At 58.2% G+C, this 25,373-nt stretch carries 30 protein-coding genes and 1 tRNA gene; 13 read left to right on the top strand and 18 right to left on the bottom strand.

Annotated elements, in window-relative coordinates:
• Positions 1–81: 81 nt before the first annotated feature.
• Both rssB and rssC read left to right on the top strand, forming a co-directional pair.
• Positions 82–1,263 carry a two-component system response regulator RssB gene (gene rssB / locus ACWIKB_RS25075; protein WP_475270182.1) on the top strand — a complete coding sequence of 394 codons (1,182 nt, stop codon included), beginning with the start codon at positions 82–84 and terminating at the stop codon, positions 1,261–1,263.
• Positions 1,263–1,745 carry an anti-sigma factor antagonist RssC gene (rssC, locus tag ACWIKB_RS25080; protein WP_007935262.1) on the top strand — a complete coding sequence of 161 codons (483 nt, stop codon included), beginning with the start codon at positions 1,263–1,265 and terminating at the stop codon, positions 1,743–1,745. The genes rssB and rssC overlap by 1 nt, the downstream gene beginning before the upstream one ends.
• 240 nt (positions 1,746–1,985) lie before the next feature.
• On the opposite strand, the gene tal is transcribed toward rssC, so the two are convergent.
• The 4 genes from tal to ACWIKB_RS25100 form a co-directional block, all read right to left on the bottom strand.
• Positions 1,986–2,912: a transaldolase gene (gene tal, locus ACWIKB_RS25085; protein ID WP_475270185.1), complete on the bottom strand. Its 927-nt coding sequence runs from the start codon at positions 2,910–2,912 to the stop codon at positions 1,986–1,988.
• Positions 2,913–3,090: 178 nt separating this feature from the next.
• Complete coding sequence (gene dusA / locus ACWIKB_RS25090) at positions 3,091–4,086, bottom strand: tRNA dihydrouridine(20/20a) synthase DusA (RefSeq protein WP_475270187.1); 996 nt, start codon at positions 4,084–4,086, stop codon at positions 3,091–3,093.
• A gap of 95 nt (positions 4,087–4,181) precedes the next feature.
• Positions 4,182–4,469: a hypothetical protein gene (locus ACWIKB_RS25095; protein ID WP_475270188.1), complete on the bottom strand. Its 288-nt coding sequence runs from the start codon at positions 4,467–4,469 to the stop codon at positions 4,182–4,184.
• Between the two features lie 200 nt (positions 4,470–4,669).
• Complete coding sequence (locus tag ACWIKB_RS25100) at positions 4,670–5,374, bottom strand: murein L,D-transpeptidase catalytic domain family protein (RefSeq protein ID WP_475270190.1); 705 nt, start codon at positions 5,372–5,374, stop codon at positions 4,670–4,672.
• Positions 5,375–5,451: 77 nt separating this feature from the next.
• On the opposite strand from ACWIKB_RS25100, the gene ACWIKB_RS25105 reads away from it, so the two are divergent.
• Complete coding sequence (locus ACWIKB_RS25105) at positions 5,452–7,185, top strand: L,D-transpeptidase family protein (RefSeq protein ID WP_475270192.1); 1,734 nt, start codon at positions 5,452–5,454, stop codon at positions 7,183–7,185.
• 99 nt (positions 7,186–7,284) lie between these two features.
• On the opposite strand, the gene ACWIKB_RS25110 is transcribed toward ACWIKB_RS25105, so the two are convergent.
• On the bottom strand, positions 7,285–8,028 hold the full coding sequence (locus ACWIKB_RS25110) for an anti-sigma factor family protein (RefSeq protein WP_475270194.1): 744 nt from the start codon (positions 8,026–8,028) through the stop codon (positions 7,285–7,287).
• Complete coding sequence (locus ACWIKB_RS25115) at positions 8,021–8,533, bottom strand: sigma-70 family RNA polymerase sigma factor (RefSeq protein ID WP_475270196.1); 513 nt, start codon at positions 8,531–8,533, stop codon at positions 8,021–8,023. Before ACWIKB_RS25115 ends, ACWIKB_RS25110 begins: the two co-directional genes overlap by 8 nt.
• Before the next feature lie 154 nt (positions 8,534–8,687).
• Between ACWIKB_RS25115 and ACWIKB_RS25120 the strand changes: the two genes are divergently transcribed.
• Positions 8,688–9,656, top strand: coding sequence for a metallophosphoesterase family protein (locus tag ACWIKB_RS25120; protein WP_475270198.1), 969 nt, complete (start codon positions 8,688–8,690; stop codon positions 9,654–9,656).
• A 14-nt stretch (positions 9,657–9,670) separates the two neighbouring features.
• The gene (locus ACWIKB_RS25125) at positions 9,671–9,979 is read left to right on the top strand and encodes a cupredoxin domain-containing protein (RefSeq protein ID WP_475270200.1); all 309 of its coding nucleotides are present in this window, start codon (positions 9,671–9,673) and stop codon (positions 9,977–9,979) included.
• Positions 9,980–10,101: 122 nt separating this feature from the next.
• Here the strand turns inward: ACWIKB_RS25125 and ACWIKB_RS25130 are convergent, their stop codons facing one another.
• The gene (locus tag ACWIKB_RS25130; protein WP_475270202.1) at positions 10,102–10,587 is read right to left on the bottom strand and encodes a hypothetical protein; all 486 of its coding nucleotides are present in this window, start codon (positions 10,585–10,587) and stop codon (positions 10,102–10,104) included.
• A 146-nt stretch (positions 10,588–10,733) separates the two neighbouring features.
• Here ACWIKB_RS25130 and ACWIKB_RS25135 point away from each other — a divergent pair, with 146 nt between their 5' ends.
• Entirely contained in the window at positions 10,734–11,399 is a 666-nt protein-coding gene (locus ACWIKB_RS25135; RefSeq protein ID WP_475270204.1) for a ribonuclease T2 family protein, read from the top strand.
• A gap of 62 nt (positions 11,400–11,461) precedes the next feature.
• On the opposite strand, the gene ACWIKB_RS25140 is transcribed toward ACWIKB_RS25135, so the two are convergent.
• Positions 11,462–12,322 carry a LysR substrate-binding domain-containing protein gene (locus tag ACWIKB_RS25140; RefSeq protein ID WP_475270205.1) on the bottom strand — a complete coding sequence of 287 codons (861 nt, stop codon included), beginning with the start codon at positions 12,320–12,322 and terminating at the stop codon, positions 11,462–11,464.
• Positions 12,323–12,431: 109 nt separating this feature from the next.
• On the opposite strand from ACWIKB_RS25140, the gene ACWIKB_RS25145 reads away from it, so the two are divergent.
• Together ACWIKB_RS25145 and ACWIKB_RS25150 are read left to right on the top strand one after the other, a co-directional pair.
• A complete protein-coding gene (locus ACWIKB_RS25145) occupies positions 12,432–13,136 on the top strand; it encodes a haloacid dehalogenase type II (protein WP_475270206.1) in 705 nt (234 codons plus the stop codon).
• A gap of 14 nt (positions 13,137–13,150) precedes the next feature.
• Positions 13,151–13,918 (top strand): aldolase, encoded by a 768-nt coding sequence (locus ACWIKB_RS25150; protein ID WP_475270207.1) that lies wholly within the window; start codon positions 13,151–13,153, stop codon positions 13,916–13,918.
• Between the two features lie 134 nt (positions 13,919–14,052).
• Here ACWIKB_RS25150 and ACWIKB_RS25155 read toward each other — a convergent pair whose 3' ends face one another.
• The gene (locus ACWIKB_RS25155; RefSeq protein ID WP_475270208.1) at positions 14,053–14,694 is read right to left on the bottom strand and encodes an HAD family hydrolase; all 642 of its coding nucleotides are present in this window, start codon (positions 14,692–14,694) and stop codon (positions 14,053–14,055) included.
• 148 nt (positions 14,695–14,842) lie between these two features.
• Between ACWIKB_RS25155 and ACWIKB_RS25160 the strand changes: the two genes are divergently transcribed.
• Positions 14,843–16,411: a sensor domain-containing diguanylate cyclase gene (locus ACWIKB_RS25160; RefSeq protein ID WP_475270209.1), complete on the top strand. Its 1,569-nt coding sequence runs from the start codon at positions 14,843–14,845 to the stop codon at positions 16,409–16,411.
• Positions 16,412–16,470: 59 nt separating this feature from the next.
• Here the strand turns inward: ACWIKB_RS25160 and ACWIKB_RS25165 are convergent, their stop codons facing one another.
• The 3 genes from ACWIKB_RS25165 to ACWIKB_RS25175 all read right to left on the bottom strand — a co-directional run bounded on the left by ACWIKB_RS25165 (position 16,471) and on the right by ACWIKB_RS25175 (position 18,127).
• A complete protein-coding gene (locus tag ACWIKB_RS25165; RefSeq protein WP_475270210.1) occupies positions 16,471–16,782 on the bottom strand; it encodes a hypothetical protein in 312 nt (103 codons plus the stop codon).
• Positions 16,783–16,861: 79 nt separating this feature from the next.
• On the bottom strand, positions 16,862–17,386 hold the full coding sequence (locus tag ACWIKB_RS25170; RefSeq protein WP_475270211.1) for a GNAT family N-acetyltransferase: 525 nt from the start codon (positions 17,384–17,386) through the stop codon (positions 16,862–16,864).
• Between the two features lie 153 nt (positions 17,387–17,539).
• Positions 17,540–18,127 carry a GNAT family N-acetyltransferase gene (locus tag ACWIKB_RS25175; RefSeq protein WP_475270212.1) on the bottom strand — a complete coding sequence of 196 codons (588 nt, stop codon included), beginning with the start codon at positions 18,125–18,127 and terminating at the stop codon, positions 17,540–17,542.
• Between the two features lie 130 nt (positions 18,128–18,257).
• Here ACWIKB_RS25175 and xth point away from each other — a divergent pair, with 130 nt between their 5' ends.
• Both xth and ACWIKB_RS25185 read left to right on the top strand, forming a co-directional pair.
• Positions 18,258–19,052, top strand: a complete 795-nt coding sequence (xth, locus tag ACWIKB_RS25180; protein ID WP_475270213.1) for an exodeoxyribonuclease III — start codon at positions 18,258–18,260, stop codon at positions 19,050–19,052.
• Positions 19,053–19,164: 112 nt separating this feature from the next.
• Positions 19,165–20,001, top strand: a complete 837-nt coding sequence (locus ACWIKB_RS25185; RefSeq protein WP_475270214.1) for an arylamine N-acetyltransferase family protein — start codon at positions 19,165–19,167, stop codon at positions 19,999–20,001.
• Positions 20,002–20,040: 39 nt separating this feature from the next.
• On the opposite strand, the gene ACWIKB_RS25190 is transcribed toward ACWIKB_RS25185, so the two are convergent.
• From ACWIKB_RS25190 to ACWIKB_RS25200, 3 genes are all read right to left on the bottom strand, one after another.
• A complete protein-coding gene (locus ACWIKB_RS25190; RefSeq protein ID WP_475270215.1) occupies positions 20,041–20,466 on the bottom strand; it encodes a DUF4952 domain-containing protein in 426 nt (141 codons plus the stop codon).
• 80 nt (positions 20,467–20,546) lie between these two features.
• Entirely contained in the window at positions 20,547–20,888 is a 342-nt protein-coding gene (locus tag ACWIKB_RS25195; RefSeq protein WP_475270216.1) for a BrnA antitoxin family protein, read from the bottom strand.
• 2 nt (positions 20,889–20,890) lie between these two features.
• Positions 20,891–21,172 (bottom strand): BrnT family toxin, encoded by a 282-nt coding sequence (locus tag ACWIKB_RS25200; protein ID WP_475270217.1) that lies wholly within the window; start codon positions 21,170–21,172, stop codon positions 20,891–20,893.
• A 255-nt stretch (positions 21,173–21,427) separates the two neighbouring features.
• Here ACWIKB_RS25200 and ACWIKB_RS25205 point away from each other — a divergent pair, with 255 nt between their 5' ends.
• On the top strand, positions 21,428–22,945 hold the full coding sequence (locus tag ACWIKB_RS25205; protein WP_475270219.1) for a nucleobase:cation symporter-2 family protein: 1,518 nt from the start codon (positions 21,428–21,430) through the stop codon (positions 22,943–22,945).
• Positions 22,946–23,105: 160 nt separating this feature from the next.
• On the opposite strand, the gene ACWIKB_RS25210 is transcribed toward ACWIKB_RS25205, so the two are convergent.
• Positions 23,106–23,181: transfer RNA gene (locus tag ACWIKB_RS25210), tRNA-Asn, on the bottom strand.
• Positions 23,182–23,408: 227 nt separating this feature from the next.
• On the opposite strand from ACWIKB_RS25210, the gene ACWIKB_RS25215 reads away from it, so the two are divergent.
• A complete protein-coding gene (locus ACWIKB_RS25215; protein WP_054054139.1) occupies positions 23,409–23,639 on the top strand; it encodes a hypothetical protein in 231 nt (76 codons plus the stop codon).
• Here ACWIKB_RS25215 and ACWIKB_RS25220 read toward each other — a convergent pair.
• Complete coding sequence (locus ACWIKB_RS25220; RefSeq protein WP_403022155.1) at positions 23,636–23,836, bottom strand: hypothetical protein; 201 nt, start codon at positions 23,834–23,836, stop codon at positions 23,636–23,638. The two genes, ACWIKB_RS25215 and ACWIKB_RS25220, sit on opposite strands and share 4 nt — an antisense overlap.
• Positions 23,837–24,136: 300 nt before the next feature.
• Positions 24,137–25,333 carry an amino acid aminotransferase gene (locus ACWIKB_RS25225; RefSeq protein ID WP_475270220.1) on the bottom strand — a complete coding sequence of 399 codons (1,197 nt, stop codon included), beginning with the start codon at positions 25,331–25,333 and terminating at the stop codon, positions 24,137–24,139.
• Between the last annotated feature and the right edge of the window lie 40 nt (positions 25,334–25,373).

The raw sequence follows: 25,373 nt of genomic DNA on the forward strand, positions 1-25,373 counted from the left end.
CTAGAAAGCGAATCCAGTAGTGTGAGCCGGGATAAAACCCCTGCCTGCTACGCCAACCTAATTCTGGCGCCGTTTGCCCACATGCCAAAAACCAGTGCCACGCTGCTGATAATCGATGATGACGAAGTAGTGCGCGCGAGCCTCGCCGCCTATTTGGAAGACAGTGGTTTCAGTGTCCTGCAAGCCAGCAATGGCCAGCAGGGTCTTCAGGTATTCGAGCAAGACAAGCCCGACTTGGTCATCTGCGATCTGCGCATGCCGCAGATGGGCGGGCTCGAACTCATTCGCCAGGTCACCGAGCTGTCGCCGCAAACCCCGGTTATCGTGGTGTCGGGCGCCGGCGTGATGAACGATGCGGTCGAGGCCTTGCGCCTGGGCGCGGCGGATTACCTGATCAAGCCTCTCGAAGATCTGGCTGTGCTCGAGCACTCTGTGCGCCGGGCCCTGGATCGGGCGCGCCTGCTGCTGGAAAACCAGCGCTACCGCGACAAGCTCGAAAAGGCCAACCGCGAACTCGAAGCCAGCCTGAACCTGCTCCAGGAAGACCAGAACGCCGGTCGCCAGGTGCAGATGAACATGCTGCCGGTCAGCCCCTGGACCATCGACGAGTTCCAGTTTGCTCACCAGATCATCCCGTCGCTGTACCTGTCGGGTGATTTCGTCGACTACTTCAGGGTCGACGAGCGTCGGGTAGCCTTCTATCTGGCGGACGTTTCCGGTCATGGCGCCTCTTCAGCGTTCGTCACAGTGCTGCTGAAGTTCATGACCACCCGCTTGCTGTTCGAATCCAAGCGCAATGGCACGTTGCCAGAATTCAAGCCTTCAGAGGTGCTTGGTCATATCAACCGAGGCCTGATCAGTTGTAAGCTGGGTAAACACGTCACAATGGTCGGTGGTGTCATCGACGAGGAGACAGGTTTGTTGACCTATAGCATCGGCGGTCATTTGCCGTTGCCTGTGTTGTACACGCTAGACAGTGTTCGTTATCTGGAAGGGCGTGGTCTGCCGGTGGGTCTCTTCAACGAAGCCACCTATGAAGACCACGTGATGGAATTGCCTCCGACGTTCAGCCTGACGCTGATGTCTGATGGCATTCTGGACCTTTTGCCAGAACCCACACTCAAAGAGAAAGAAGCGGCGTTGCCCCAACGGGTCAAGGCTGCGGGCGGCACCCTGGATGGGCTGCGGCAGGTTTTTGGATTGGCCACGCTAGGGGAGATGCCGGATGATATCGCCCTGTTGGTGTTGAGCAGGAATCTTTAATGAGTACCGGTAGAATCCAGTTCGCCGAGCAGGATGGCACCTTCGTCCTGAAGTTCGTCGGTGAAGTTCGCCTGACCCTGTGTTCGGCGTTGGATGCGACTATTGAGCGTATCTTCACGGCGTTGAACTTCAATGCGATCGTGATCGACCTGACCGAAACCCGCAGCATCGACAGCACCACGTTGGGCCTACTGGCCAAACTGTCGATCCTGTCGCGGCAGAAGGTCGGCTTGCTGCCGACCGTCGTCACCACCCACGAAGACATCACCCGTCTGCTGCAGTCCATGGGCTTCGAGCAAGTGTTCAACATTGTTGACCGCCCGATCCCATGCCCTGAATGCCTGACCGACCTGCCAGACCAGGATCAGTCCGAGGAAGTGGTGCGGATCAAAGTGCTCGAAGCACACAAGATCCTCATGGGCCTGAATGACTCCAATCGTGAAGCGTTTCATGATCTGGTGAATGCTTTAGAGCGGCATTGATCCCTAAGATGATGTAGCTCGCGCTGGCGCCTTCGCGGGCAAGCCTCGCTCTTACAGGGGGATTTTGGCGGGGCGCGGTCATTTGAACGACGCAAAACTGTAGGAGCGAGGCTTGCCCGCGAAGGCGTCCCTACGACCTCCACATCCGTCAGCGCGAAGCCAGTCCAGTCCCACGACTCGGCACACACAAAAAAGGGCGAACCTATCAGGTTCGCCCTTTTTGCGTTACGCGGAACTAGATCACAGCTTGGCTTGCAGTAGAGCCTCAAGCTTCTCCTGGTCGCGAGCAAACTGACGAATACCTTCAGCCAGTTTCTCGGTCGCCATTGCATCCTCGTTGGACAACCAGCGGAACTGCGCTTCATTCAAGCTCAAACGCGCTTCGCCGGTGTGCCCAGGCGCCAATTTACGCTCAAGCTTACCGTTATCCGCCGCCAGCTTCTCAAGCAGATCCGGGCTGATGGTCAGGCGATCACAACCGGCCAGTTGCTCGATCTGATTCAGGTTACGGAAGCTCGCGCCCATCACTACGGTTTTGTAGTCATTGGCCTTGTAGTAGTTGTAGATACGCGTCACCGACTGCACGCCCGGATCATCCGCGCCGGTGTAGTCGTTGCCGTTGGCTTTCTTGTACCAGTCGTAGATGCGACCCACGAACGGCGAAATCAGGAACACGCCCGCGTCAGCGCAAGCCGCAGCCTGAGCGAAGGAGAACAGCAGGGTCAGGTTGGTCTGGATGCCTTCCTTTTCCAGGATCTCGGCGGCACGGATACCTTCCCAAGTGGAAGCGATCTTGATCAGTACGCGGTCACGGCCAATGCCGGCCTTGTCGTACAGCTCGATCAGACGGTGCGCGCGCTTCAATACGGCGTCAGTGTCGAACGAAAGACGTGCATCCACTTCGGTGGAAATACGGCCAGGGACCACTTTCAGGATTTCTTGCCCTACCGCGACACCAAAACGGTCGCTGGCCAGGCCCACATCGCCTCTGCAGTCGTGAACGCAGGCGTTCAGCAGCTCGGCATAACCGGGAATGGCCGCCGCTTTGAGCAGCAGGGAAGGGTTGGTGGTAGCGTCCACGGGTTTAACGCGAGCGATTGCTTCGAAGTCGCCGGTATCGGCAACGACGGTGGTGATTTGTTTGAGTTGTTCCAGCTTGGAAGTCATGGGCGTGCTCTGTCCTATGGGTCTGATGACATTACCCGAGCGCTGACAGCCACTCAAGGGCGTGTGTGCGTATCGATGGCCCCAATGGCAACATCCTGAAAACGGATGTTTGAATGGTGGGGCGTGGTATCGGTAAATACGATGCCAAATCGGGGCACAGGTTCAACCCGAGCGACCGCTAACGCCCCTCAAGCAACTCCGCTGCCTGATCCAGCAACACCAAAGGCTCTTTCGCCTTGTGAATATCCACCGACAACAACTGCCGAAACTTGCGCGCCCCCGGAAATCCGGTGCCCAGCCCCAGCACATGCCGAGTGATGTGGTGCATTGAACCACCGGCGTCGATGTGCGCCGCAATATAAGGCCGCAACTGCGCCAGTGCCTCGGCCCGAGTGATCACCGGCGCCGTGCTGCCGAACAGTTGCTGATCCACCTCAGCCATCACATAAGGATTGTGATACGCCTCACGACCCAGCATCACACCGTCAAACGTCTGCAAATGCTCGTGGCAGGCTTCCAGCGTCTTGATTCCGCCGTTGAGAATAATCTCCAACTCCGGAAAATCTTTCTTCAACTGTGCCGCCACGTCATAGCGCAACGGCGGAATGTCCCGATTCTCCTTTGGCGACAACCCCTCCAGAATCGCAATCCGCGCATGCACCGTAAAACTCGTGCAGCCTGCGTCCCGAACCGTGCCGACGAAATCACACAACTGCTCGTAACTGTCCCGCCCGTTAATCCCGATCCGATGCTTCACCGTCACCGGAATCGACACTGCATCGCGCATCGCCTTCACACAATCAGCCACCAACTGCGGATGCCCCATCAACACCGCGCCGATCATATTGTTCTGCACCCGATCACTTGGGCAACCGACGTTAAGGTTTACTTCGTCGTAACCGTGGTCCTGGGCCATGCGTGCGCAGGCCGCCAGGTCCAAGGGAACGCTGCCGCCGAGTTGCAGGGCGAGCGGGTGCTCGGCTTCGTTGTGGCGGAGGAAGCGGTCGTGATCGCCGTTGAGCAGCGCACCGGTGGTGACCATCTCGGTGTAGAGGAGGGCGTGTTTGGAGAGTAGGCGTAGGAAAAAGCGGCAGTGCCTATCAGTCCAATCCATCATCGGCGCAACGGAGAAGCGGCGGGAGAGTGGGGCAGGTGTAGCGGTGATTGGGGGCATTGGGGTATCTGGAATCGGTGGGGCTTGGGGGTGGGGAGTTTATCAGGATTGAGTCTGCCGGGTTTTCGCTATTAACGAGGTGCTGCGTGGAACACTTATTTTTTGCTACACCTCTCAACGTCATCCTGCGTTTTCAGTTCGGTCTCTATCCCTAATCGATATAGGCAGTAATCAATAATCCACTCCCGCTGTTCATCTGTCAGGCGCTCCACTTTTCGCGTGTCGCCGTCATTGGCGTGGATGTTGTGAAACTTAATTTGCAAGGTAGGCCGTTTTTTGATGAAGGGGATCGTCTCGACGTCGCCGTCTTCAAGTGCTTCGTAGTACCCGATGTTCAACATGCCCAACAAAAACAGCAGGGCAACAGCGATCAGTTTTTTCATCCTTGAATCCGTGTGGAAATGGTTTATTAATCACGTCTGACGGTTATACAGGCTTCAGAATTCCCCTGCGGATGTACTCATGGGTATCCCGCAACCAAGCGATTTTCAGCCTATCGACAATGCGTCGAACCCGGCTGCCAATGCTATGCGCCCTGTTTTGCTGTTCCAGAGTCAAAGTCATAGACACGCAGGCTATCGGTTTAACGAGTAGTCTTCAGCCCCGAAACACCCGCCACCGTCCCACTCCCGCAATTAACAAACGAAGAAGTCTTCAACCACCGCTGATCCGGATAGTAAGAAAACAACAACTGACCGTCCTTCATCGAATCAATTAACCGATGCGCAATAGCTGGCCGTACCGCGGGGCATCCCAGGCTGCGACCTATACGCCCGTTGATCCGCGCCAATTTCGGGCTGACGTAGGGCGCGCCGTGAATCACGATCGCTCGATCAAACGCATTGTCGTTGAATCCTGGCTCCAGCCCTTCCATGCGCAACGAATAGCCATTCTGCCCGACATAACTCGACTGGGTGCGGTATAAGCCAAGGCTGGTGGCAAAGCTTTCGTTCTGGTTGGAGAAGTTGACCGCCATGTTTTCGCCGCTGTTGCGACCGTGGGCGACCAGTTCATGAAATAGCAATTTGCGTTTCTTCAAATCGAACACCCACAGGCGTTGTTCGGTCGAAGGCAGGGAGTAATCGATGACGGCAAGCCTTTGGACGGGGGCTGCGCCTTGGGCGATGCTGCATTGGGAGGCGCGTACGGCCAGACCAATGACGTTGGCGTTAGCACCGGGGGCCGCTTTGGCGAGGGCGGCGGCAAGCGAATCGGCGTACGCTAAGGGTATTGAGGTTACCGTCAGCAATAGGGCCGAGCATAGAAAGCCAAAGCGGTTTAGCGCCATAGAGATGTCTCATTAAGTTATTTCGAGTTTAGCAGGGCAAACGACAAGTGCTGAACGCACGAGATTAAGGATTATCCATGAGGCAACTATCAAGGTTATTCGTCATAAGCCATGTGTTTTTTATGGGCTTTCTGATCAGCGGCGCGGCCTTCGCTGAAACTTCGCCGATTGCGCCGGAAAATCCGTCGATCAGCATGATTGAGGCAATACCCGACGATAACGTCGCCCAAGAGATTCATTCCGTTTTGGAACCGTTGATCTCGGCGTTTCCGCCATTGCAGACGCGGCCGCGTCATCAGCGCATCGACGTTAACCGAGTGGTCCTGGATTTCTATACCCATCGCCAATTTCGGGCAGCCTGGACCAATCCTGACGATGTCGCTCAGTTGTTGAAAAGCCTCAACGACACGCAAATCGATGGCCTGGAGCCCGCAGACTTTCGTGGCGATGATTTGGCCATGGCCCAAGCGTCGATGCAGAACACGTCGCCAACCCCTGCACAGCAAGCAGCTTTCGACCTTGCGGCCACCCGCACTTATCTCACGGCATTGCTGCAGTTGCGCCGGGGCAAGGTCGATCCTTCGCGGCTGGACATGCATTGGAACTTCGACATTACCGGCGCCGATCCCCGAGACGACGTGAATAACTTTTTCACCGCGCTGGACACCCATGACGTTGCGCGCGCCTTTGCGCAGGCGCCGCCGCAAGAGGCGGTGTATGTCGGTTTGCGTGAGGCGCTGGCGCAGTTGCGCATAATTCGCGACCGTGGCGGCTGGCCGAAGGTTGCCGCAGGGCAGTCGCTCAAGCCCGGGATGGACGGTGCCGCAGTGGCGCAGCTGCGCGCGCGTTTGGCGGCGGGTGGTTATCTGGACTCCAAGCACAGCAAAAACAATGATTACGACGATGCCGTGATCGCCGCCGTGAAGAAGTATCAAACCGAGCAATACCTGGGCGCGGATGGCGTGGCCGGAGCGACGACTCTCGCGGCGTTGAACGTGCCGGTGCAAGCGCGTATCGATCAGGTGCGGGTGAACATGGAGCGGGCACGTTGGCTGCTTTACAAGCTCCAAGGCACTTTTGTCATAGTCGATATTGCCGGGTACAAGGTCGCGCTGTATCGCGATGGTCTGCCTGTATGGCGTTCCCGGGTGCAGGTTGGTAAACCGTTTCGTAGTACGCCAATCTTTCAGGCCGAGATTACATACGTCACGTTCAACCCTACCTGGACCGTGCCGCCGACGATTCTGAAAGAAGATGTTTTGCCGAAGATACTGAGCAACCCGAATTACCTCAGTGCCAACCGTATACGTCCGCTGGACCGGGAAGGGAATGTGCTCGATCCGTCGACCATCGACTGGAGCAACCCTCGGGGCATTACCTTGCGCCAGGACGCAGGGCCGGAAAACTCGTTGGGTCAGGTGGTTATCCGCTTCCCCAATGACTACGCGATTTACCTGCACGACACGCCGCACCGTGACTTGTTTGCGAAGAATGTTCGCGCCACCAGTTCGGGCTGTATCCGGGTAGAGAATCCGTTGCAGTTGGTAGAGCTGCTGTTCAACGATCCGGTGCGCTGGAACAGCGCCGGGATTCAAAAGCAACTGGCCAATGGCAAGACTGAAAACATTCGCTTGCCGGTCAAAGTGCCGGTGCTGTTGGCGTATTGGACAGTAGACATGGGCAACAATGGACGAGTGGCGTTTAAACCGGATGTGTATGGCTACGATGACCCAGTGTTGAAGGCGCTGAATTTGCCGGTGAAGTTACCGGCGCTGGATTTGCAAGCAGCGGCGGGGCAAGGCCGGTTATAACGGCCCCTGTAGGAGCTGCCGATGGCTGCGATCTTTTGATCTTGATCTTAACAATCAAAAGATCGCAGCCTTCGGCAGCTCCTACGGTGGGGACTCGCCTCAGGCGCCATTCCTGAGCAACTGACCGAGCGTCTCTAGCTCACCTTTCTCCACATCCGAAACCATCACAAACCGCATGTGATTCGCTTCCCACGACACCACGTTGAAACCACGAATCGACCGCGTTTGCGGCGGTTTGTCCGTCTCAGTCGTCGGCAGGATAAATACGTTGATGATGTGCTTGGCCCTTCCGTAGGTCAGTGCAGCAGTAGTCTGATGTTGCAGATAATCCAGCCGTCCACCCAGCAGTGGAAACCCTTGCGCCGAGTAATCGAACACCGGTGGCGAGAAGTCGAGTTTGCCGGTGAACCAGGGCTTCACGGTGTGTCGGTCGGAAGAAACCACATCATTCAAATGCTCACCCATCAATGAGCGAACATGGCTCGACACCGCCTCATCCATCAGCGGTTGTTCACTGCCAGGCGTCGCCACAAATAGCACCATCGCCAAGGCCAGCGCCGCCGCTGAAAACGCAGGAGCGAACCATTTTCGCCAGCGCTCGACAGCGCTGATCGGTGGCGTCACAGCGGCAAATACGTTGGCATTCAACGATGCTGGTGCCGCGTAGTACGGCGCGTGCCGTTTCACACTGACCGTCAGTAACTGCGCCTCATCAAGCAACTGCGCGCACTCGGCACATCCGGCCACATGCTCAGCCACGCTCGCAGCCTTTGCCGTGTCCAATTCCTTGTCCAGATAGCCATGAATCAGTGTCTGGCAAACCGTGCAGTCGAGTTCATTCATGATCGTGCAACTTCAGTAGTTCGAGTTTGAGCATGGCGCGGGCGCGAGCCAGTCTCGACATGACAGTGCCGATGGGGATGTCGACCACCAGGGCGATGTCCTTGTAGGGCATGTCTTCGAGTTCCTTCAGAATAATGACCTCGCGAAACACCGGCGGCAGGGCACACAGGGCTTGTTGGATCAGCAACCTGTTTTCGGTGTGAATGGCCAGCAGTTCCGGGGTTTGGCTGTGGCTCAGCGCCGGTTCGTCGTCGATGAGTTCATCGCCGATGGTGACCCAACGGTGGCCGGCCGATGCCTTGAGCCAGGTGTAGCTTTCGTTACGCACGATGGTCAAAAACCAGGCTTTCGGATTGCCATCGGCGAAGCGGTGCAAAAACCGAAAGGCGCGCAGCGCACTTTCCTGCACGACATCGCGCGCGGCGCTGTCGTTACCGGTGAGCCAGCGCGCGAGGTTATAGGCCGCGTCCATGTGGGGCGCAAACAGTTCCTCAAATCGCTTCATAGTGTTTCCCGCACCGTCCCACTCCTGTAACTGTGATTCACGGTGTTTTATTCCCAGGAAAAAAAATATTTTTCGACGCGGAATAAAGACTCGTCCTACCCGGTTGTATCTCGTGTCAGCTACATCACTGTAGTCCGCCAGCGAGGGCATACCGATGGACATTCAATCAAAACATCAACGCCGCACCGACGGCCCGCTGAACCCCGACCGCCGGACGCTGCTCAAGTGCTCGGCGTGGGCCGGGGCAGGTGTGATCTGGGCCTTGAGCGGCGGTATTCCGCGGGCGTTTGCGCTGGACAGTTCCGGCAACGTTACCGATCCCAAGGCGTTAGACAGCACTTTCCATTTTGTGCAGATCAGCGACTCGCACATCGGCTTCAACAAGGAGGCCAACCCGGAACCGCTGAAGACATTGCAGGTGGCTATCGACAGGGTCATCGCGTTGCCTAAACGGCCTTCGCTGATCCTGCACACCGGCGATATCACCCACCTGTCCAAAGCCGAAGAGTTCGATACCGCCGCACAAATGCTCAAGGGCCTGCCGTCCACCGTGCACTACGTGCCGGGCGAGCACGACACCCTCGACGAGGGCGGCGGCAAGCTCTACCTGGAACGTTATGGCAAGGGCACCAAAGGCAATGGCTGGTACAGCTTCGATGATCATGGTGTGCATTTCATTGCGCTGGTGAATGTCTTCAACTTCCAGGCCGGGCATGAGGCGACTCTTGGCGCCGATCAACTGGCCTGGCTGGCCGACGATTTGCGCGCCGTGACTACCAGCACGCCGATTGTGGTGTTTACCCATATTCCGTTGTGGACGATTTATCAGCCGTGGGGCTGGGGCACCGAGGACGGCGACCAGGCGATTGCCATGCTGCGCAAGTACGGCTCGGTGACGGTGTTGAACGGGCATATCCATCAGGTCATTCAGAAGGTCGAAGGCAACATCACCTTCCACACCGCTCGCGGCACGGCTTATCCACAGCCCGCACCGGGTACGGCGCCGGCACCGGGGCCGATGACGGTGGCGGCGGATCAACTGCGCAATTATCTGGGGATCACCGATGTGCGCGCGACGCAGGGCGAGCATCCGCTGGCGCTGATCGATTCGACACTGGTTTAGGGGAGGGTGCTTAGATGAAAACGCGACTGTTGGCTGTGGTTTGCCTGATGCTGTCCATGCCGGTGTGGGCTCAGGACGTGAAAATCGATATCAAGGAATTCATGTTCGGGCCCAAGGACATGACCGTGGCCGTCGGGACTAAAGTAACGTGGGTGAACGACGATCAGATCCCGCACACGGTGGCGGAAACCCACAAGGTGTTTCGCTCAGGGGCGCTGGATACCAACGACAGCTTTTCCTACGTGTTCAACACACCGGGGGAGTTTGAGTATTTCTGTGCGCTGCACCCGCAGATGATCGGGAAGATTGTGGTCAGCCAGTAATGAACGCTGATCTCCTGTGGGAGCGAGCCTGCTCGCGAAGAGGCCGTCACATCCGGCATTGACGGTGACTGACACTGCGCTTTCGCGAGCAGGCTCGTTCCCACAGGGATAGGTGGCGAGGCTTAGAGATCAAGCCCTTCCTGGATCACCGACAGCAGATTCACTTCGGTCAGCGCCACCGCATCCGGTTGCTGCCCGGATTGCTCGATCGACTGTAACCACCACTGGGTTTCGCCGTGCTCGTTCACGGTTCGCAGCAAGGGTATCTCTTTGCCTTTGAGGTGAATCTCGACCCGGCCTTCGCCGTCAGCGGTGAAGCGCACGATCGGGACGAAGGTGATGTTGTGGTGGTTGCCTTCAATCACCAACTGGTCGATGGCGTAGGCATAGGTCGCGCCGTTCGGGTGGCGCTCGAACACATGGGTGGGATTGCGCCGGATGCTCAGGCCCGCCTCCAGCAGTGGCTTCAGCCAGGCTTCGATCTGGTGATACATTGCGTAAACCTGGCCCGGCCAACTGTCGATCGCCTGATCGGTGCCGGTGGTCGCGTCGACGCCGGTTTGCCGGGTTTCTCTCAGTTTTGCGGCGAGCTCGTCTGCCTTACTCATGTCGATTCCCTGTCGTGATGTAAGTGTGATCGTAGTCCTTCAAGGTAATGCACGTTTTGCCTTGCGTCATGCGATTGAAACACCTGCATGGCAAAACCATCCCTTGGCCGATATCCGGCCAGGCACTATCCCCAAGGAGTGGGTATATGAAGAAGCTTTACGCAGTCATCGCAATCCTCGCGATCACCTTCGGCAATATCGGCCTGAGCGCCGCTCGGCAATCACAGCAGGGTAAACCCCAGGCCGAGTCGGTGGCGGGGGTATTCGATTACTACTTGCTGACGCTGTCCTGGTCGCCAACGTTCTGCCTGACCCACAAAGACGACGCGCAATGCTCCGGCAAAGGCTACGGCTTTGTGCTGCACGGCCTCTGGCCGCAATACGCCAAGGGCGGCTGGCCGGAGTCGTGCCCGCCGATTGTGGCGTTGTCACCTGCCGAACGAACGCAAGGGCTGACGTTGTTCCCGACACCGAAGCTGCTTGAACACGAGTGGGCCAAACACGGCACTTGCAGCGGCCTGGGCGCCTCGGGTTATCTGGACGCGGCGGACAAAGCCGTCGGTGCGGTGAAGATTCCGGAGCAACTGCAACCCTTCAGCAGCACCCACTACTTCCAGGCCCAGGAAATCGTCAACCTGTTCCGCCAGAGCAATCCCGGGATTGCGGCGGACGGTATCGCGGTGATCTGCAATGGCCCCGAGTTGTCGGAAGTGCGGGTGTGCATGGGCAAGGACCTGGGGTTTGGGGCGTGTGGGAAAGGCGTGAAGACTTCGTGTCGTGACGGGGATATTCGGGTTCCGCCGTCGCGCTGAAATCGCTCAGTTAAAACGCAGCACCTGTGGGGGCAAACGCGCTCCCACAGGATTACGGTTGTTCAAATCTTTGATTGGCTGACAGTACCGCTCAACGCCTCCCGCAAAAACTCCACCAACCCACGCTGCAACCCGGTCAACGTGCCCTCACGACTGACCAGTGCCAATTCCGATGGCGGCAGCTCCGGCAAATCCGTACACACCGTATGCTCGGGCAACACCGCCGACTCCGGCAACACGGAAACCCCCAATCCCGAAGCCACCGCCGCTTGAATCCCGGTCAGGCTATGGCTGCCGAATGCCACGCGCCAAGGCCGCTGCGCCACATCCAGCAAGCGAGTCGCCCGTTGCCGGTAAATACATCCCTGCGGAAACAGCGCCAACGGCAACACTCCATTAGCCGAATCCACTCCCGCACCTTTCACCCACACCAACACTTCCGGCCAGGACGCCCAACACGGACCACTGTCCGGTTCGCGTTTGATCAGGGCGATGTCGATGTCACCAGCATCGAGTTTCTGCTTGAGGTCGAGGCTCATGCCGCTGATGGTTTCCAGTCGTGCATGTGGTCGGGCCTGGCTGAATCCAGCGAGAAGCACGGCCATGCGTCGGGCATCGAAGTCTTCCGGCACGCCGAGGCGCAGGATCTCCAGGTCGACATCGCTGGCCAGGGCCTGCACCGCCTCCGACGACAGCGCCAACAAGCGCCGGGCATAGCCAAGCAGCCGTTCGCCATGTTCGGTGACGCTGACGTTTTGCCCGGTGCGGTCGCGAATCAGCAACGGGTGACCGATCAGCTCTTCCAGTTTTCTCAGTTGTTGGCTGACGGTGGACTGGGTCCGGTGCACACGTTCTGCAGCGCGGGTGAAGCTGCCTTCGTCGACCACACAGACGAAGCTCTTGAGCAATTCGAGGTCGAGCATGGCAGGGTCTCCTGATATTCGATTTTCAACTGAGGTTGCGGTATAGATTTAATTTCACACTATCACCAAGCGCTCATAAGCTGAAGCTCTCACCTCAGAGGAAATGCTCATGACTCTCCAGCACACCCCGCGCCCCGAATGGCTGACCTTCGATTGTTACGGCACGCTGATTCAGTGGGATGAAGGCCTGAAAGCCGTGGTTGCCGAGATTTTGCAGGACAAGGGCGATCACTCGGTCGATGTCGATCGCCTGATTGCGGTGTACGACCGGCATGAACATCGCCTTGAGCAAATCCCGCCGCACCGTTCGTTTCGCCAATTGAGCACCCAGGGTTTGCAACTCGCCCTGGAAGAGTTGGGGCTGGCGAGTCTTCCCGAAGACAGTCAACGGTTGGCCGCAGCGATTCCGCGGATGCCGCCGTTTCCCGAGGTGATTGAGACACTGGCTCGGCTGAAGGCCATGGGTTTCAAGTTGTGCATCGTGTCCAACACCGATGACGACATCATCGCCGGCAACGTTGCGCAACTCGGTGGGCATATTGATCGGGTCATCACGGCGCAACAGGCTGGCGCTTACAAGCCCAATCCAAGGTTGTTTGACTACGCTCATGAACAACTTGGCGTGCGGCGTGATCAGGTGGTGCATATTTGCGCCAGTCCGACACTGGATCACACCGCCGCCCGGGACATGCAGTTTCGCTGCGTCTGGATCGACCGCGGTACCGGTCGGCAATTGCTGCCGGACTATCGACCCGATGCGATCTTGAGCACGCTGGATCAGGTCGTGCCGTTGTTCACTTCACTTGGCTGGTAACTCACGGAGTCGTTATGGCACACACCCTTGCAGGCGGTTCCCGCCCGGTGCGCTACACCGACCTGAATCTGGATTCGGAGGCCGCCATCATTGCCCGCACGGAACTCGCGGCGTGCTTTCAACTGGCTGCGCAGCACGGTTTGGAGGAGGGCATCTGCAATCACTTTTCGGCCATGGTGCCGGGGCGCGATGATCTGTTTTTTGTGAACCCTTATGGCTATGCGTTTGCCGAGGTCAGCGCCGAGAACCTGTTGGTCTGCGACTTCCACGGCAATGTCGTAGCAGGTAATGGGCAGCCCGAGGCGACCGCGTTCTACATCCATGCCCGACTGCATAAACAACTGCCGCGGGTGAGAGTGGCGTTTCACACCCACATGCCCAACGCCACGGCTTTGTGTTTGCTGCAAGGTCCGCCGTTGCTGTGGCTGGGGCAAACGGCACTGAAGTTTTACGGGCGCACGGCGGTGGATGAGGACTACAACGGTCTGGCCCTTGATGAATCCGAAGGCGACCGGATTGCCAGCGTGATGGGGGATGCCGATATTCTGTTTTTGAAGAATCACGGGGTGATTGTTTGCGGGCCGACGATCGCCGAGGCCTGGGATGATTTGTATTACCTGGAGCGTGCCGCCCAAGTGCAGTTACTGGCCATGGCGACCCAGCGCGAGCTCAAGCCTGTACCTCATGAGATTGCCCAGCGGGCTTATGAGCAGATGCGATTGGGGGATGCTGAGAGTGCGCGGGCGCATTTGCAGAGTGCGATGCGGCGGTTGGCCCGGTAGGTTTTGCGGTGACCGGGAGGGCCTCTTCGCGAGCGAGCCCGCTCCCACATTGGATCTGTGTCGTACACAAAATTTGTGTTCACTGAAGATCCAATGTGGGAGCGGGCTTGCTCGCGAATGCGGTATTCCCAATGTCAGCCTGCGTGAACCGGCAACCCCAGCGCCACCAGATCCTTGCGCAGTTGCGCCGCATCGAAGAACTGGATCGCATGAAACCCTTCACGCTGCGCCCCATCGATGTTCGGCCGGTGATCGTCAATAAACACCGCACGACTGCAATCAACGTCATAACGTGACGCCAACAACTGGAAAATCTCCGGCGAAGGCTTGATCACGCCCTCGGCACCCGACACCAGAATCCCTTCGAATCGCTGCAAGAACTCAAAACGCTCAAGGGCAATCGGGAAGGTTTCGGCGGACCAGTTGGTCAACGCCAGCAGTCGGATACCGTTGGCATGCAGTTCATCAAGAATGGTCACGGTTTCTTCGATGGCGCCGTCGAGGGTTTCTTCCCAGCGTTCGCGGTAGGCGCGGATCAGCGCTTCCTGGCTCGGATGCCGGGCGATGGCTTCCTCGATCGCTTCCTGCCAGGTCCGACCCTTGTCCTGTTGTTCGTTCCAGGCGGTGTGGCAGACCTCCGTCAGGAAGGTTTCCATCGCCTCGACGTCGTCGCCGAACAATTTTTTGTAAAGGTTTCTGGGGTTCCAGCGGATAAGTACATTACCGAGATCGAAAACGGCGGTGTTGATGGCGACCGGGTGAGACTGAGCACTCATGTTTTCCTCCATGGGTAAACCTGCGGGACAGGTCTGTGATCCTAGCAGACAGGGATTTCCCATTGGCCCCGGACGACCCCGTAGACTAAGCTCACAAAAAATAAGGGCTTTGGGCCTTTGCCCGTGCCGTGCCCTCCAGGAAGCACTTTTGCCTATCCCCATTCATGACTCGCACCACGCCCCCGGCGCACTGAAACGCTTGCCTTTGCTCAAGGCAGCGGCGTTTTTTATCGCGGCGGTGTGCCTGTGCCTGTGTGGTTTGCTGTACCTGCAACTGGAGCAGTCGCGGCGCCATGATCTGGCATTGGCAGAAGTCGCGTCGTCGAACCTTACCCGGGCCATGGCGCAGCAGGCTGAAGACACGTTCATGAAGGCTGATCTGGTATTGACCAGCCTGGCGGACTGGATTCAGGCCGACGGCTACGACCCGACCCAGTTGCCGCGCTTGCAAAAAACCTTTGCCCGACGGGTGCAGGCGTTGCATCAATTGCACGGGATTTTCCTGTTCGACAAACAGGGGCAATGGGTCGTGACCTCGTTCCAGGACCTGCCCCGGGGCTCGGGCGTGTCGGATCGCGAGTACTTCAAATTCCACCAGCAAAACGTCTCGTCTCTGGCGCACATCGGCCCGGCTATCCGCAGTCGTGAGAACGGCGAATGGATCATTCCGGTGACCAAACGCGTCAACGACCAGGACGGTAACTTCCAGGGCGTTTTGCTGGCCGGCATCAAGATGGCGTACTTCGACCAGTTCTTCAAAAGCTTCAATATCGATGAGCAGGGATCGATGTTTTTGGCGCTCACGGACGGCACGTTGCTGGCGCGGCGACCGTTTGTGGAATCGGCGATCGGTACGTCGCTGGCCCAGGGTGCGATTTTCCAGAAGCACTTGCCCAACGCCAATTCCGGCAATGCGATGATCGGCTCGATGGTCGATGGCACGGTGCGCTTGTATGGCTACCGTCAGTTGGAAGCCTATCCGTTGGTGGTGTCGGCGGCCTCCTCAAAGGACGCGATTCTCAAGGACTGGTACGCCACGGCGTTTCAATCCAGTGTCATTGTGGCCCTGGTGGTGCTGGGTGTAGGCCTGTTCGGCTGGGTGTTCATCCATCAGGTGCGTGACGGTGGGCGGATCGAAGCCGATCTGCGCACGGCCCAGGAAGCGCTGGAGCTGATCGCCACCCATGACAGTCTGACCGGGCTGGCCAACCGGCGCCTGTTCGAGCGGGCGCTGGATATCGAATTCGGCCGGGGCGCCCGGCAGGCGAGCCCGCTGAGCCTGGTGATGCTCGATATCGATTTCTTCAAACGCTACAACGACACCTACGGCCATGTGGCGGGGGATCACTGCCTGGCAGAAGTAGCGCGAGCGCTGAAGAGTTGCTGCCACCGCAAGGCTGATCTCGCGGTGCGATACGGTGGGGAAGAGTTCGCGGCGTTGCTGCCGGACACCGACATTCACGGCGCGCTGGCGATTGCCGAGCAGATTCGCCGCAGTGTCATGGACAAGAACATCACCCACAGCGGCTCACCCACCGGGTACGTGACCGTCAGCCTGGGTTGCTATTCATTTGTGCCGACTGGGCGCGACAGCATCGAAGTGTTCATCCAGCGCGCGGACGCGGCGTTGTATCAGGCCAAGCACTCCGGACGAAACCGTTCAGCGGTGCTGTCGATGGAGGGAGGCGTCGAGGCATTGTTGCGTTCGGATCGCTGATTGGGTGAATAGGCAGGCCCTGATCCCGACCTTCGACATCAGAAGCTGCCTTTACGCGTTCAGCTGCCCGTCCCACCGCCGGCTCCACCCGTCCCGCCACCGGCCGCTCCGGTGCCGCCACCGGCGCCAGAGCCACTGGTGCCACCATTGCTGCCATTGACGCCGGAACCGGTGCTCGGTGAATTAGTACCGTTATTGGTTTCTTTTCCGCCTGACGGCGCGCCGGGTGTGCTGTTGGGTGGCAACGTCGAGCCACTGACGCCACCCGATTTGGTGCCTGTTGCATCGGCGGAGTCATCGGCTGCGTAGGCTATCGACGCGGTGCACAGCATGCCGGCGAGCAGCAGGGAGGTGATTTTGGTCGTGATCATGGTACGTCTCCAGAATTGAGTCGTTACCTGATATTGGTGTGACGGGCAGCGCCGTTGGTGCCGATTAGATGACGAATGGTTATTTTGCCCCTAGTTGTTTCTGGAACAACCGGTTCTCATACGCGTTGCCCCCGAATTCGTAGTGTGTGACGCCCACTTCTTCATAGCCCTGCGCCTGGTAAAACGCCCGTGCGCGGTGGTTTTCTACCCAGGCTGACAACCACAGGAAGGGTTGCCCGGTTTCCTGCGTCAGCGCCTCGGCGTGCCTGAGCAACGCTTGCCCGATCCCTTGCCGGTGCGCATGGCGCTGCACATACAAGCGAACCAGTTCCGCTCCGGCGGATAACGAAGGAAGCGGCCCCTCGGCGTTGGCAGCTATCTCGGCGAAACCCTGTAGATGGCCATCGCGTTCGGCCAGTACGAATCGGGTTGTTGGATTGCTCAAGCGTGCTTCGAAACACGCCGGGGCATAGACAGTCAGGGCTTCTTGCGCGAGATCGGCACGCATGCCGTCGGTGGCGTAGGTGTCGAGAAATACCTGAGTGGCGAGGCCGCTGATGCAAAGGGCATCAGCGGGATGGCCGAGACGGTAGTGGAGAGGCATGGGGACGATTTCCTTTTCGTTCATGGTAATCAAGCTATGACGCATTTCTATTGTGGGAGCGAGCTTGCTCGCGATAGCGGTGTATCAGTCACATCAATGCTGGATGTACCGCCGCCATCGCGAGCAAGCTCGCTCCCACATTAAGTTGTGATGTCAGTGAGGGTTGTATTCAGCCAGCTTCTTTTCCAGATGCTGCCGAACCTGCGGCCACTCATCATCGATGATGCTGAACCGCACCGAGTTGCGCTTGCGCCCGTCCGGCATGATCCGCTCGTGGCGCACGATGCCTTCCTGCTGGGCGCCGAGCCTGAGGATCGCGTTGCGTGACTTCTGGTTGTTTTCGTCGGTGGTGAATTGCACTCGCACGCAATCGAGTGCTTCAAAAGCATGGCGCAGCATCAAGTATTTGGCTTCGGTGTTGACGAAGGTTTTCTGCCAACTGGCGCCGATCCAGCTGCTGCCGATTTCGAGCTTGCGATTGAGTCGGTCGACTTTCCAGAATCGCGTAGAGCCGATGACTTTGCCGGTTTCCTTGAGCACGATGACGAACGGCAGAACGGTTCCAGCGTCGCGGCCATCAAGGGCTCTTTTCAGGTAGCTGTCGACGGTGGTCGAAGAGGGCACGACGGTGACTGTCAGGTTCCACAGTTTGCCGTCCCCGGCAGCCTCGACCAGGGCGTCGGCATCGGTGTATTGCAGGGGGCGCAGGATGATTCTGTGGCCTTCGAGGCTGGTTTCCATGATGTCGCTATTCTCGGCAAATCAGGCAGGGCGTTGGGCGCCTATTACGCCGCACTTTGCTTTGCCGGCGCAACCACCACAACAGGCCGGTGTCACACGCTAGACACCTCGCTGCCAGGAGCCCAGGTCGATGAAAAACTTGCGAATCGCGACGTTCAACGTCAACGGCCTGCGGGCCCGACTGACCAACCTGCTGGCGTGGTTGGCGCGAGAACAACCGGACATTGTCTGCCTGCAGGAGCTCAAGTCTGTCGACAGCGCGTTCCCCGCCGCCGAGCTGGAAGCTGCCGGCTACGGCGCGATCTGGCAGGGCCAGTCCTCCTGGAACGGCGTGGCGATTCTGGCCCGAGATGCGCAACCGCTGGAGAGTCGTCGAGGTTTGCCCGGCGACGACAGCGACACCCAGAGCCGCTATCTGGAAGCCGCGGTTCACGGGGTTTTGGTGGGATGTCTGTATTTGCCCAACGGCAACCCGCAGCCGGGGCCTAAATTCGATTACAAACTGGCGTGGTTCGAGCGGTTGATCAGTTATGCACAGGCGCTTCAAGTCAGCGAACATCCGGTGGTGCTGGCCGGCGACTACAACGTGGTGCCCACCGACCTGGACATCTACAACACGCGTTCCTGGCTCAAGGACGCGTTGCTGCAACCCCAGAGCCGTGAGTGTTATCAGCGATTGCTGGACCAGGGCTGGACCGATTCCCTGCGGCATCTTTACCCGGAAGATCGTCTCTACACGTTCTGGGATTACTTTCGACAACACTGGCAGAAAAACTCCGGGTTGCGCATCGATCATCTGCTGCTGAACCCGGCGCTGAGTCCGTATCTGCAAGAGGCCGGCGTCGATGCCTGGGTGCGCAACGAGCCTCATGCCAGTGACCATGCGCCGACCTGGATCCGGCTGGGGACGCGCAAGCGCAGGTGATATTTACGTGGAGGGCGATTGGCTAAATCAATTGTCGATCAAAGCGCTTTATCCCTTATAAATGGCGCCCATCGGCGGAGTGATCCGCAGCCCTGCGCATAAGGACTGAGCAATGAGCGAGCCACGCCTGAAGAATCTGAATCTGTATTTGCAACACCTGGGTTTCAGCGCTCATCCCGCCCCCACGCTGGAAACCTTGCGTCAGCTTCAACTGCGCCACACTGGCGCCTTCCCGTTCGAGAATCTCACAACATTGTCGGGTGAACCGGTACTGATCGACTTGCCTTCGATTGAGCAGAAAGTCCTGCATCAGGGCCGCGGTGGTTACTGCTATGAACTGAACAATCTGTTCCTGGCCTTGCTGCAGGAATTGGGTTTTGACGCTCGCGGCATCAGTGGTCGCGTGGTGATGGGGCAGCCCGAAGGTGCATGGACGGCGCGTACCCACCGCTTGAGCCTGGTGATCCTGGACGGCGTGCGCTACATCACTGACGTCGGCTTTGGCGGCATGGTGCCCACCGCACCGCTGAAGCTCGATAGCACCGACGAACAGTGCACCCCTCACGACCCTTATCGCATCGAACAACATGTCGACGGCTACACCCTTCGTGCAAAGGTCGCTGATGAGTGGCGGGCGATGTATATCTTTGATCTGCAACGCCAGGAAGACATCGATTACACCCTCGGCAACTGGTATGTCTCGACGCATCCTGAATCGTCTTTCGTCAAACAGTTGATGGTGGCGCGTACCGGGGAAGGGTGGCGCAAGACGCTGAACAACGGCAGCTTTGCGATCCACCGGATTGGCAGTGAGAGCGAGCGGCGTCAAGTGATGGATGTGGATGAATTGACCGGATTGCTGGAAGGCGAGTTCGGGATTCAGGTGCCGGCCAATGACCGGTTGCGGCAGATGCTTACGCGTTTGATTGAGCCGAAAGAACTGGGCTGATCGAGTCTGCTTTGCATCGGGCGGTTATCGTCAGGCGTTTCAGGGATCTTCTGCATACGCGTCGACGCTGATGTAAAAGTAGTCGATGGCGGGCCACGATTTCCGATCATGGACCAGCGTCTCTCCTGAGCCCATCCCGATGAAGTAACCAATGTCGGTCTGCTTGTCTCGATAGAAATGTGCCGTCGATTCCCATAGGCAACACACTCGCTTGAGGGTGGGCAGGCCAAATTGTTGCTTTAGGTATTTTTCAGCTTTAGAGGCGTCAGCGCCCGAGACTTGGTAGCTGGCCATGAACGGTTGTCCCTGGCGATCGACTGACTGCTGGCACCCCTGAAACTCGATAAATGCGGGCTTGTCGCTGAGCTTTGCCAAGAAGTCGTCGCAGGCCAGCTCGGCCTTGGCGCCACTTGCGAAGACCATTAACAGGACGGCCAAAAGCCTGAACAGTGATGGACGTTTCAATTCTTTCCCCGCCTGTAAATCACCACACTATTTTCATTGAGCACCGCCCAGACACCGAAGCCGGGCGGTGAGGTTGTTAACTACGGCCGAACATCCGGCTCCATCACCCGATGGATTTCGCTGAGGGCATCTGCGAGTTTTTGCTCCAGGCATTTCAGGTCGGTGGCCGTTACGCCTTTTTTGAGATGACCAGCATTGGCAACGCTGTGTTGATTGGTCTGCGCAACTTGCCCTTTATCGTTGAGCAACGCCTGGCGCAAGGTGTTGTTGATCACCGTCTGATAACCAAACCCTTCGTTCTGCGCAAGTGTGCGAGCCGCCTCGATCACGGCATCATCCAGCATGATGGTGATGCGGGTTTTGCCTTTGCTGGAGGCAACCGCCCCACGCTTGGCGTTACTGAAGTCGTACTCGTCTTTCATGGTCATGCCTCCCTGTATTGGCTGCGCTCGTTTTTGGTGGCGATGCGCGCGGAAATAATTCGAACGAAATTCGGATCGCTCCAGGTGTAGGCAACCACCAGCACACGTCCTTTGGCATCCTGTCCCAGGATGACCCAGCGTTGTTCATCGTGATCGCAGTCTTGCAACGTCAGGGCTCGCTCGTCATTGAATACGGTCTCGGTCTCGGCCAGGTTGACACCTCGATGCTTGAGTTTATTGGCCGCATTTTTTGCTTTGTCATACTGAATTTCGAATGGCTTCATTATGCATACTTTATATGTATAAAAAAGAGGGCATCCGTGCCGGCGGTCGCCATGAAGGCAAAAGATTAGCGGGGGAAGGGGTTTGTGCCGGGATGGATGTATTGCAAGGTTTTTGCGGGGTCAGGAGCATTGATACGTGGGCAGGATGGACAGATGTCCATAATCTGACCGACCAGTTGTATACAACTCTATAGACATTTGTCCTGAGTCTTGCATACAGTGTGCGCATAACAAAAACCAGGGAACCCCCCAACCATGAAAACGCCCCATGTTTCACACCAACGGCCTGAGGATGAAAACCTTGGGATCGGCGCGAATATGGCTTACGGCCTGCAACACGTTCTGACCATGTACGGCGGCATCGTCGCGGTGCCCTTGATCATCGGCCAGGCGGCCGGGCTCTCACCGGCGGACATCGGTTTGTTGATTGCTGCTTCATTGTTTGCGGGGGGCTTGGCGACGTTACTGCAAACGCTGGGTCTGCCGTTTTTTGGCTGTCAGTTGCCGCTGGTGCAGGGCGTGTCGTTCTCTGGCGTCGCGACCATGGTGGCGATTGTCAGCAGTGGCGGGGAGGGTGGCTTCCAGTCGATCCTCGGGGCGGTGATCGCCGCGTCGTTGATCGGGTTGCTGATCACCCCGGTATTCTCGCGAATTACCAAGTTCTTCCCGCCGCTGGTCACGGGCATCGTGATCACCACTATCGGCCTGACGCTGATGCCGGTGGCCGCACGCTGGGCTATGGGCGGTAACAGTCATGCGCCGGACTTCGGTAGCGTGGCGAACATCGGTCTGGCAGCGGTGACTCTGGTGCTGGTGCTGCTGTTGAGCAAGATCGGCAGCGCGACCATCTCCCGTCTGTCGATTCTGCTGGCCATGGTCATCGGCACGGTGATCGCCGTGTTCCTCGGTATGGCGGATTTCTCGTCCGTCACCCAAGGCCCGATGTTTGGTTTCCCGACACCATTTCACTTCGGCATGCCGAGCTTCCACTTCGCCGCGATCCTGTCGATGTGCATCGTGATCATGGTGACCCTGGTGGAAACCTCGGCCGACATCCTGGCGGTGGGCGAAATTATCGGCACCAAAGTCGATTCCAAACGCCTGGGCAATGGTCTGCGCGCTGACATGCTATCGAGCATGATCGCGCCGATCTTCGGCTCCTTCACCCAAAGCGCTTTCGCCCAGAACGTCGGACTGGTGGCGGTAACCGGGATCAAGAGCCGCTTCGTGGTCGCCACGGGCGGTGTCTTCCTGGTGATCCTCGGCCTGTTGCCATTCATGGGGCGGGTCATCGCCGCCGTGCCGACATCGGTACTCGGTGGCGCTGGCATCGTACTGTTTGGCACCGTGGCGGCCAGCGGCATTCGTACGCTGTCCAAGGTTGATTACCGCAACAACGTCAACCTGATCATCGTCGCCACCTCCATCGGCTTCGGCATGATCCCCATCGCCGCGCCGAACTTCTACGATCACTTCCCGAGCTGGTTCGCGACGATCTTCCATTCGGGCATCAGTTCGTCGGCGATCATGGCCATCGTGCTGAACCTGACCTTCAACCACTTCACCACCGGTAACTCGGACCAGCAGTCAGTGTTCGCCGCCGGCACCGAGCGCGTCCTGCGCTACCAGGACCTGGCGGCGTTGCGCGAAGGGGATTACTTCAGCGAAGGCAAGCTGCATGACTGCGATGGCAAGGAGATCCCGATCATCGAAGCAGACCATGGGCATGCAGAGCCACGGGCGCTGCATTCGAAAAGTGGTGAGCATGTCTGACGAATGCATTAGCTGAAGGGCTGTAGATCAAAAGATCGCAGCCTTCGGCAGCTCCTACGCGCCTGTGGGCGCCGCCGAAGGCTGCGATCTTTTAGCTTTTCACAGGCCCACAAAAAAGCCCCTGAACCTTTCGATTCAGGGGCTTTTCGATATTGCTGTCTGGCTCCACGACCTGGACTCGAACCAGGGACCCAGTGATTAACAGTCACTTGCTCTACCAACTGAGCTATCGCGGAATGGCGTGTATGTTACTGATTCAAAAAGAGAAGTCAAGCATCTATTGCTAACTTCATCGATTCAATGGCGCTAGTGGTGTTTTAGCGCTCATTGGCGGTTACCAGAATCGTGGTAGAGGTCTACCATAGCTGCCCGGAAGTGGTGACACGCGCTACCGGCCATTCGCCGAAAAGGTAAGCGCCATGAATCATCCAGCACTCGCATCGCAAAAAAACGGGGTGTTCGCATGAGCATCGCCCAGATCAGTCTGCCCAAAGGTGTCGGCCCTCACGCCGAAAAACTGTTGGACGCCATCACTCAGGCCAGCACCGCCGACGAATTGAACCGCGCCGGTGGCAAGGCTGAAGGCTTCGTCCTTGGCCTGGAAAGCGCCAAGGCGATCAAAAGCCAGGTGGCCGAATCGCTTTACGTGGCTTATGACGATGCCGCCAGCCAGCGCGCAACCGAACTGGCTTAACCGCCGAAGGTGAAGGTGCCGAGCATCAGCTTGGCATACAGCGATGTAGCGGCCAGTTGCACCAGCCACAAGGCCAGGCCGCCGAGAAACACGCCGGCAGCCACTTGCAGCACCAGGTTGTTGCCGCGTTTGGTCGGCGTACGGGGCGCGAAATGCTCCAGCTCGTCCCGGTCAGCGCGTAGGTCATCGTTTTTCATGTGGGTTCTCGTCAGAAATCTCGGGTGTACACATTCTCTGTAGGAGCGAGGCTTGTGTGGCGAGGGGGCTTGCCCCCGTTGGGTAGCGAAGCGACCCCAAAATCTTTCAGTTGCACCGCATGCAATGATTTTACGACTGCTTCGCAGCCGAGCGGGGGCAAGCCCCCTCGCCACATCAAGCCCATTCCCACATTGGATCTGTGTGCAGTTTAGAGGTCGCAGACATCGCTTTGACACTTATCTGCGACAAATAAAAAACGGGAAGCCCAAAGGCTTCCCGTTTTTCGTGCCGCATGAGACTCAGATCACCTGAACGATGGCCTTGGTCACTGCGTCGATATTGCTCTGGTTCAGCGCGGCCACGCAGATGCGGCCGGTGTCCAGGGCGTAGATGCCGAACTCGCTGCGCAGGCGGGTGACTTGCTCAACCGTCAGGCCGGAGTAAGAGAACATGCCGCGTTGACGACCGACAAAACTGAAGTCGCGCTGTGGCGCTTGCTTTGCCAGCGCCTCAACCATCTGGATACGCATGCCGCGAATCCGCAGGCGCATTTCGGCCAGTTCCTCTTCCCACTGCGCGCGCAGTACCGGGCTGTTCAGTACGGCGGCGACGATGCTTGCACCGTGGGTCGGCGGGTTGGAGTAGTTGGTGCGGATCACGCGTTTGACTTGCGACAGCACGCGCGCGCTTTCTTCTTTCGATTCGCTAACGATCGACAGGGCGCCAACGCGCTCACCGTACAGCGAGAACGATTTGGAGAACGAGCTGGACACAAAGAATGTCAGGCCGGATTCGGCGAACAGGCGCACAGCAGCGGCGTCTTCGTCGATGCCGTCGCCAAAACCCTGGTAAGCCATGTCGAGGAACGGTACGTGACCCTTGGCTTTCACCACTTCCAGCACGTTGTTCCAGTCTGCTGGGCTCAGGTCCACGCCGGTCGGGTTGTGGCAGCAGGCGTGCAGCACAACGATCGAGCCGTTTGGCAGCGCGTTCAGGTCTTCCAGCAGGCCGGCACGGTTAACGTCGTGGGTTGCTGCGTCGTAGTAGCGATAGTTCTGAACCGGGAAACCGGCGGTTTCGAACAGCGCGCGGTGGTTTTCCCAGCTCGGGTCGCTGATCGCCACGACAGCGTTCGGCAGCAGTTGCTTGAGGAAGTCGGCACCGATTTTCAGTGCGCCGGTACCGCCAACGGCCTGAGTGGTGATGACGCGGCCGGCTGCGATCAGCGGCGAGTCATTGCCGAACAGCAGTTTTTGCACGGCCTGGTCGTAGGCGGCAATACCGTCGATGGGCAGGTAGCCACGGGAAGCGTGTTGAGCGACGCGAATCGTCTCGGCTTCGACAACGGCGCGCAGGAGTGGAATTCGCCCCTCCTCGTTGCAATAAACACCGACCCCCAGGTTGACCTTGTTGGTACGGGTATCAGCGTTGAATGCTTCGTTGAGGCCCAGGATTGGATCGCGTGGTGCCATTTCGACAGCGGAGAACAGGCTCATTTTTGCGGCGGCTCTGAATGGAGTATGGAGGGACGTGTCG

The organism is Pseudomonas sp. 5Vm1k, assembly GCF_056161485.1.

Excerpts from the sequence above, each read along its gene's own strand:
- ACWIKB_RS25150 (WP_475270207.1), top strand. The coding sequence starts at position 13,151 with ATGGCACACACCCTTGCAGGCGGTTCCCGCCCGGTGCGCTACACCGAC.
- ACWIKB_RS25220 (WP_403022155.1), bottom strand. The coding sequence starts at position 23,836 with ATGAAAAACGATGACCTACGCGCTGACCGGGACGAGCTGGAGCATTTC.
- ACWIKB_RS25170 (WP_475270211.1), bottom strand. The coding sequence starts at position 17,386 with ATGCCTCTCCACTACCGTCTCGGCCATCCCGCTGATGCCCTTTGCATC.
- ACWIKB_RS25165 (WP_475270210.1), bottom strand. The coding sequence starts at position 16,782 with ATGATCACGACCAAAATCACCTCCCTGCTGCTCGCCGGCATGCTGTGC.
- ACWIKB_RS25205 (WP_475270219.1), top strand. The coding sequence starts at position 21,428 with ATGAAAACGCCCCATGTTTCACACCAACGGCCTGAGGATGAAAACCTT.
- ACWIKB_RS25135 (WP_475270204.1), top strand. The coding sequence starts at position 10,734 with ATGAAGAAGCTTTACGCAGTCATCGCAATCCTCGCGATCACCTTCGGC.
- dusA (WP_475270187.1), bottom strand. The coding sequence starts at position 4,086 with ATGCCCCCAATCACCGCTACACCTGCCCCACTCTCCCGCCGCTTCTCC.
- rssC (WP_007935262.1), top strand. The coding sequence starts at position 1,263 with ATGAGTACCGGTAGAATCCAGTTCGCCGAGCAGGATGGCACCTTCGTC.
- ACWIKB_RS25200 (WP_475270217.1), bottom strand. The coding sequence starts at position 21,172 with ATGAAGCCATTCGAAATTCAGTATGACAAAGCAAAAAATGCGGCCAAT.
- tal (WP_475270185.1), bottom strand. The coding sequence starts at position 2,912 with ATGACTTCCAAGCTGGAACAACTCAAACAAATCACCACCGTCGTTGCC.
- ACWIKB_RS25175 (WP_475270212.1), bottom strand. The coding sequence starts at position 18,127 with ATGGAAACCAGCCTCGAAGGCCACAGAATCATCCTGCGCCCCCTGCAA.
- ACWIKB_RS25100 (WP_475270190.1), bottom strand. The coding sequence starts at position 5,374 with ATGGCGCTAAACCGCTTTGGCTTTCTATGCTCGGCCCTATTGCTGACG.
- ACWIKB_RS25095 (WP_475270188.1), bottom strand. The coding sequence starts at position 4,469 with ATGAAAAAACTGATCGCTGTTGCCCTGCTGTTTTTGTTGGGCATGTTG.
- ACWIKB_RS25145 (WP_475270206.1), top strand. The coding sequence starts at position 12,432 with ATGACTCTCCAGCACACCCCGCGCCCCGAATGGCTGACCTTCGATTGT.
- ACWIKB_RS25105 (WP_475270192.1), top strand. The coding sequence starts at position 5,452 with ATGAGGCAACTATCAAGGTTATTCGTCATAAGCCATGTGTTTTTTATG.
- ACWIKB_RS25225 (WP_475270220.1), bottom strand. The coding sequence starts at position 25,333 with ATGAGCCTGTTCTCCGCTGTCGAAATGGCACCACGCGATCCAATCCTG.
- xth (WP_475270213.1), top strand. The coding sequence starts at position 18,258 with ATGAAAAACTTGCGAATCGCGACGTTCAACGTCAACGGCCTGCGGGCC.
- ACWIKB_RS25110 (WP_475270194.1), bottom strand. The coding sequence starts at position 8,028 with ATGAATGAACTCGACTGCACGGTTTGCCAGACACTGATTCATGGCTAT.
- ACWIKB_RS25185 (WP_475270214.1), top strand. The coding sequence starts at position 19,165 with ATGAGCGAGCCACGCCTGAAGAATCTGAATCTGTATTTGCAACACCTG.
- ACWIKB_RS25140 (WP_475270205.1), bottom strand. The coding sequence starts at position 12,322 with ATGCTCGACCTCGAATTGCTCAAGAGCTTCGTCTGTGTGGTCGACGAA.
- ACWIKB_RS25115 (WP_475270196.1), bottom strand. The coding sequence starts at position 8,533 with ATGAAGCGATTTGAGGAACTGTTTGCGCCCCACATGGACGCGGCCTAT.
- ACWIKB_RS25125 (WP_475270200.1), top strand. The coding sequence starts at position 9,671 with ATGAAAACGCGACTGTTGGCTGTGGTTTGCCTGATGCTGTCCATGCCG.
- ACWIKB_RS25215 (WP_054054139.1), top strand. The coding sequence starts at position 23,409 with ATGAGCATCGCCCAGATCAGTCTGCCCAAAGGTGTCGGCCCTCACGCC.
- ACWIKB_RS25155 (WP_475270208.1), bottom strand. The coding sequence starts at position 14,694 with ATGAGTGCTCAGTCTCACCCGGTCGCCATCAACACCGCCGTTTTCGAT.
- ACWIKB_RS25130 (WP_475270202.1), bottom strand. The coding sequence starts at position 10,587 with ATGAGTAAGGCAGACGAGCTCGCCGCAAAACTGAGAGAAACCCGGCAA.
- ACWIKB_RS25120 (WP_475270198.1), top strand. The coding sequence starts at position 8,688 with ATGGACATTCAATCAAAACATCAACGCCGCACCGACGGCCCGCTGAAC.
- rssB (WP_475270182.1), top strand. The coding sequence starts at position 82 with ATGCCAAAAACCAGTGCCACGCTGCTGATAATCGATGATGACGAAGTA.
- ACWIKB_RS25195 (WP_475270216.1), bottom strand. The coding sequence starts at position 20,888 with ATGAAAGACGAGTACGACTTCAGTAACGCCAAGCGTGGGGCGGTTGCC.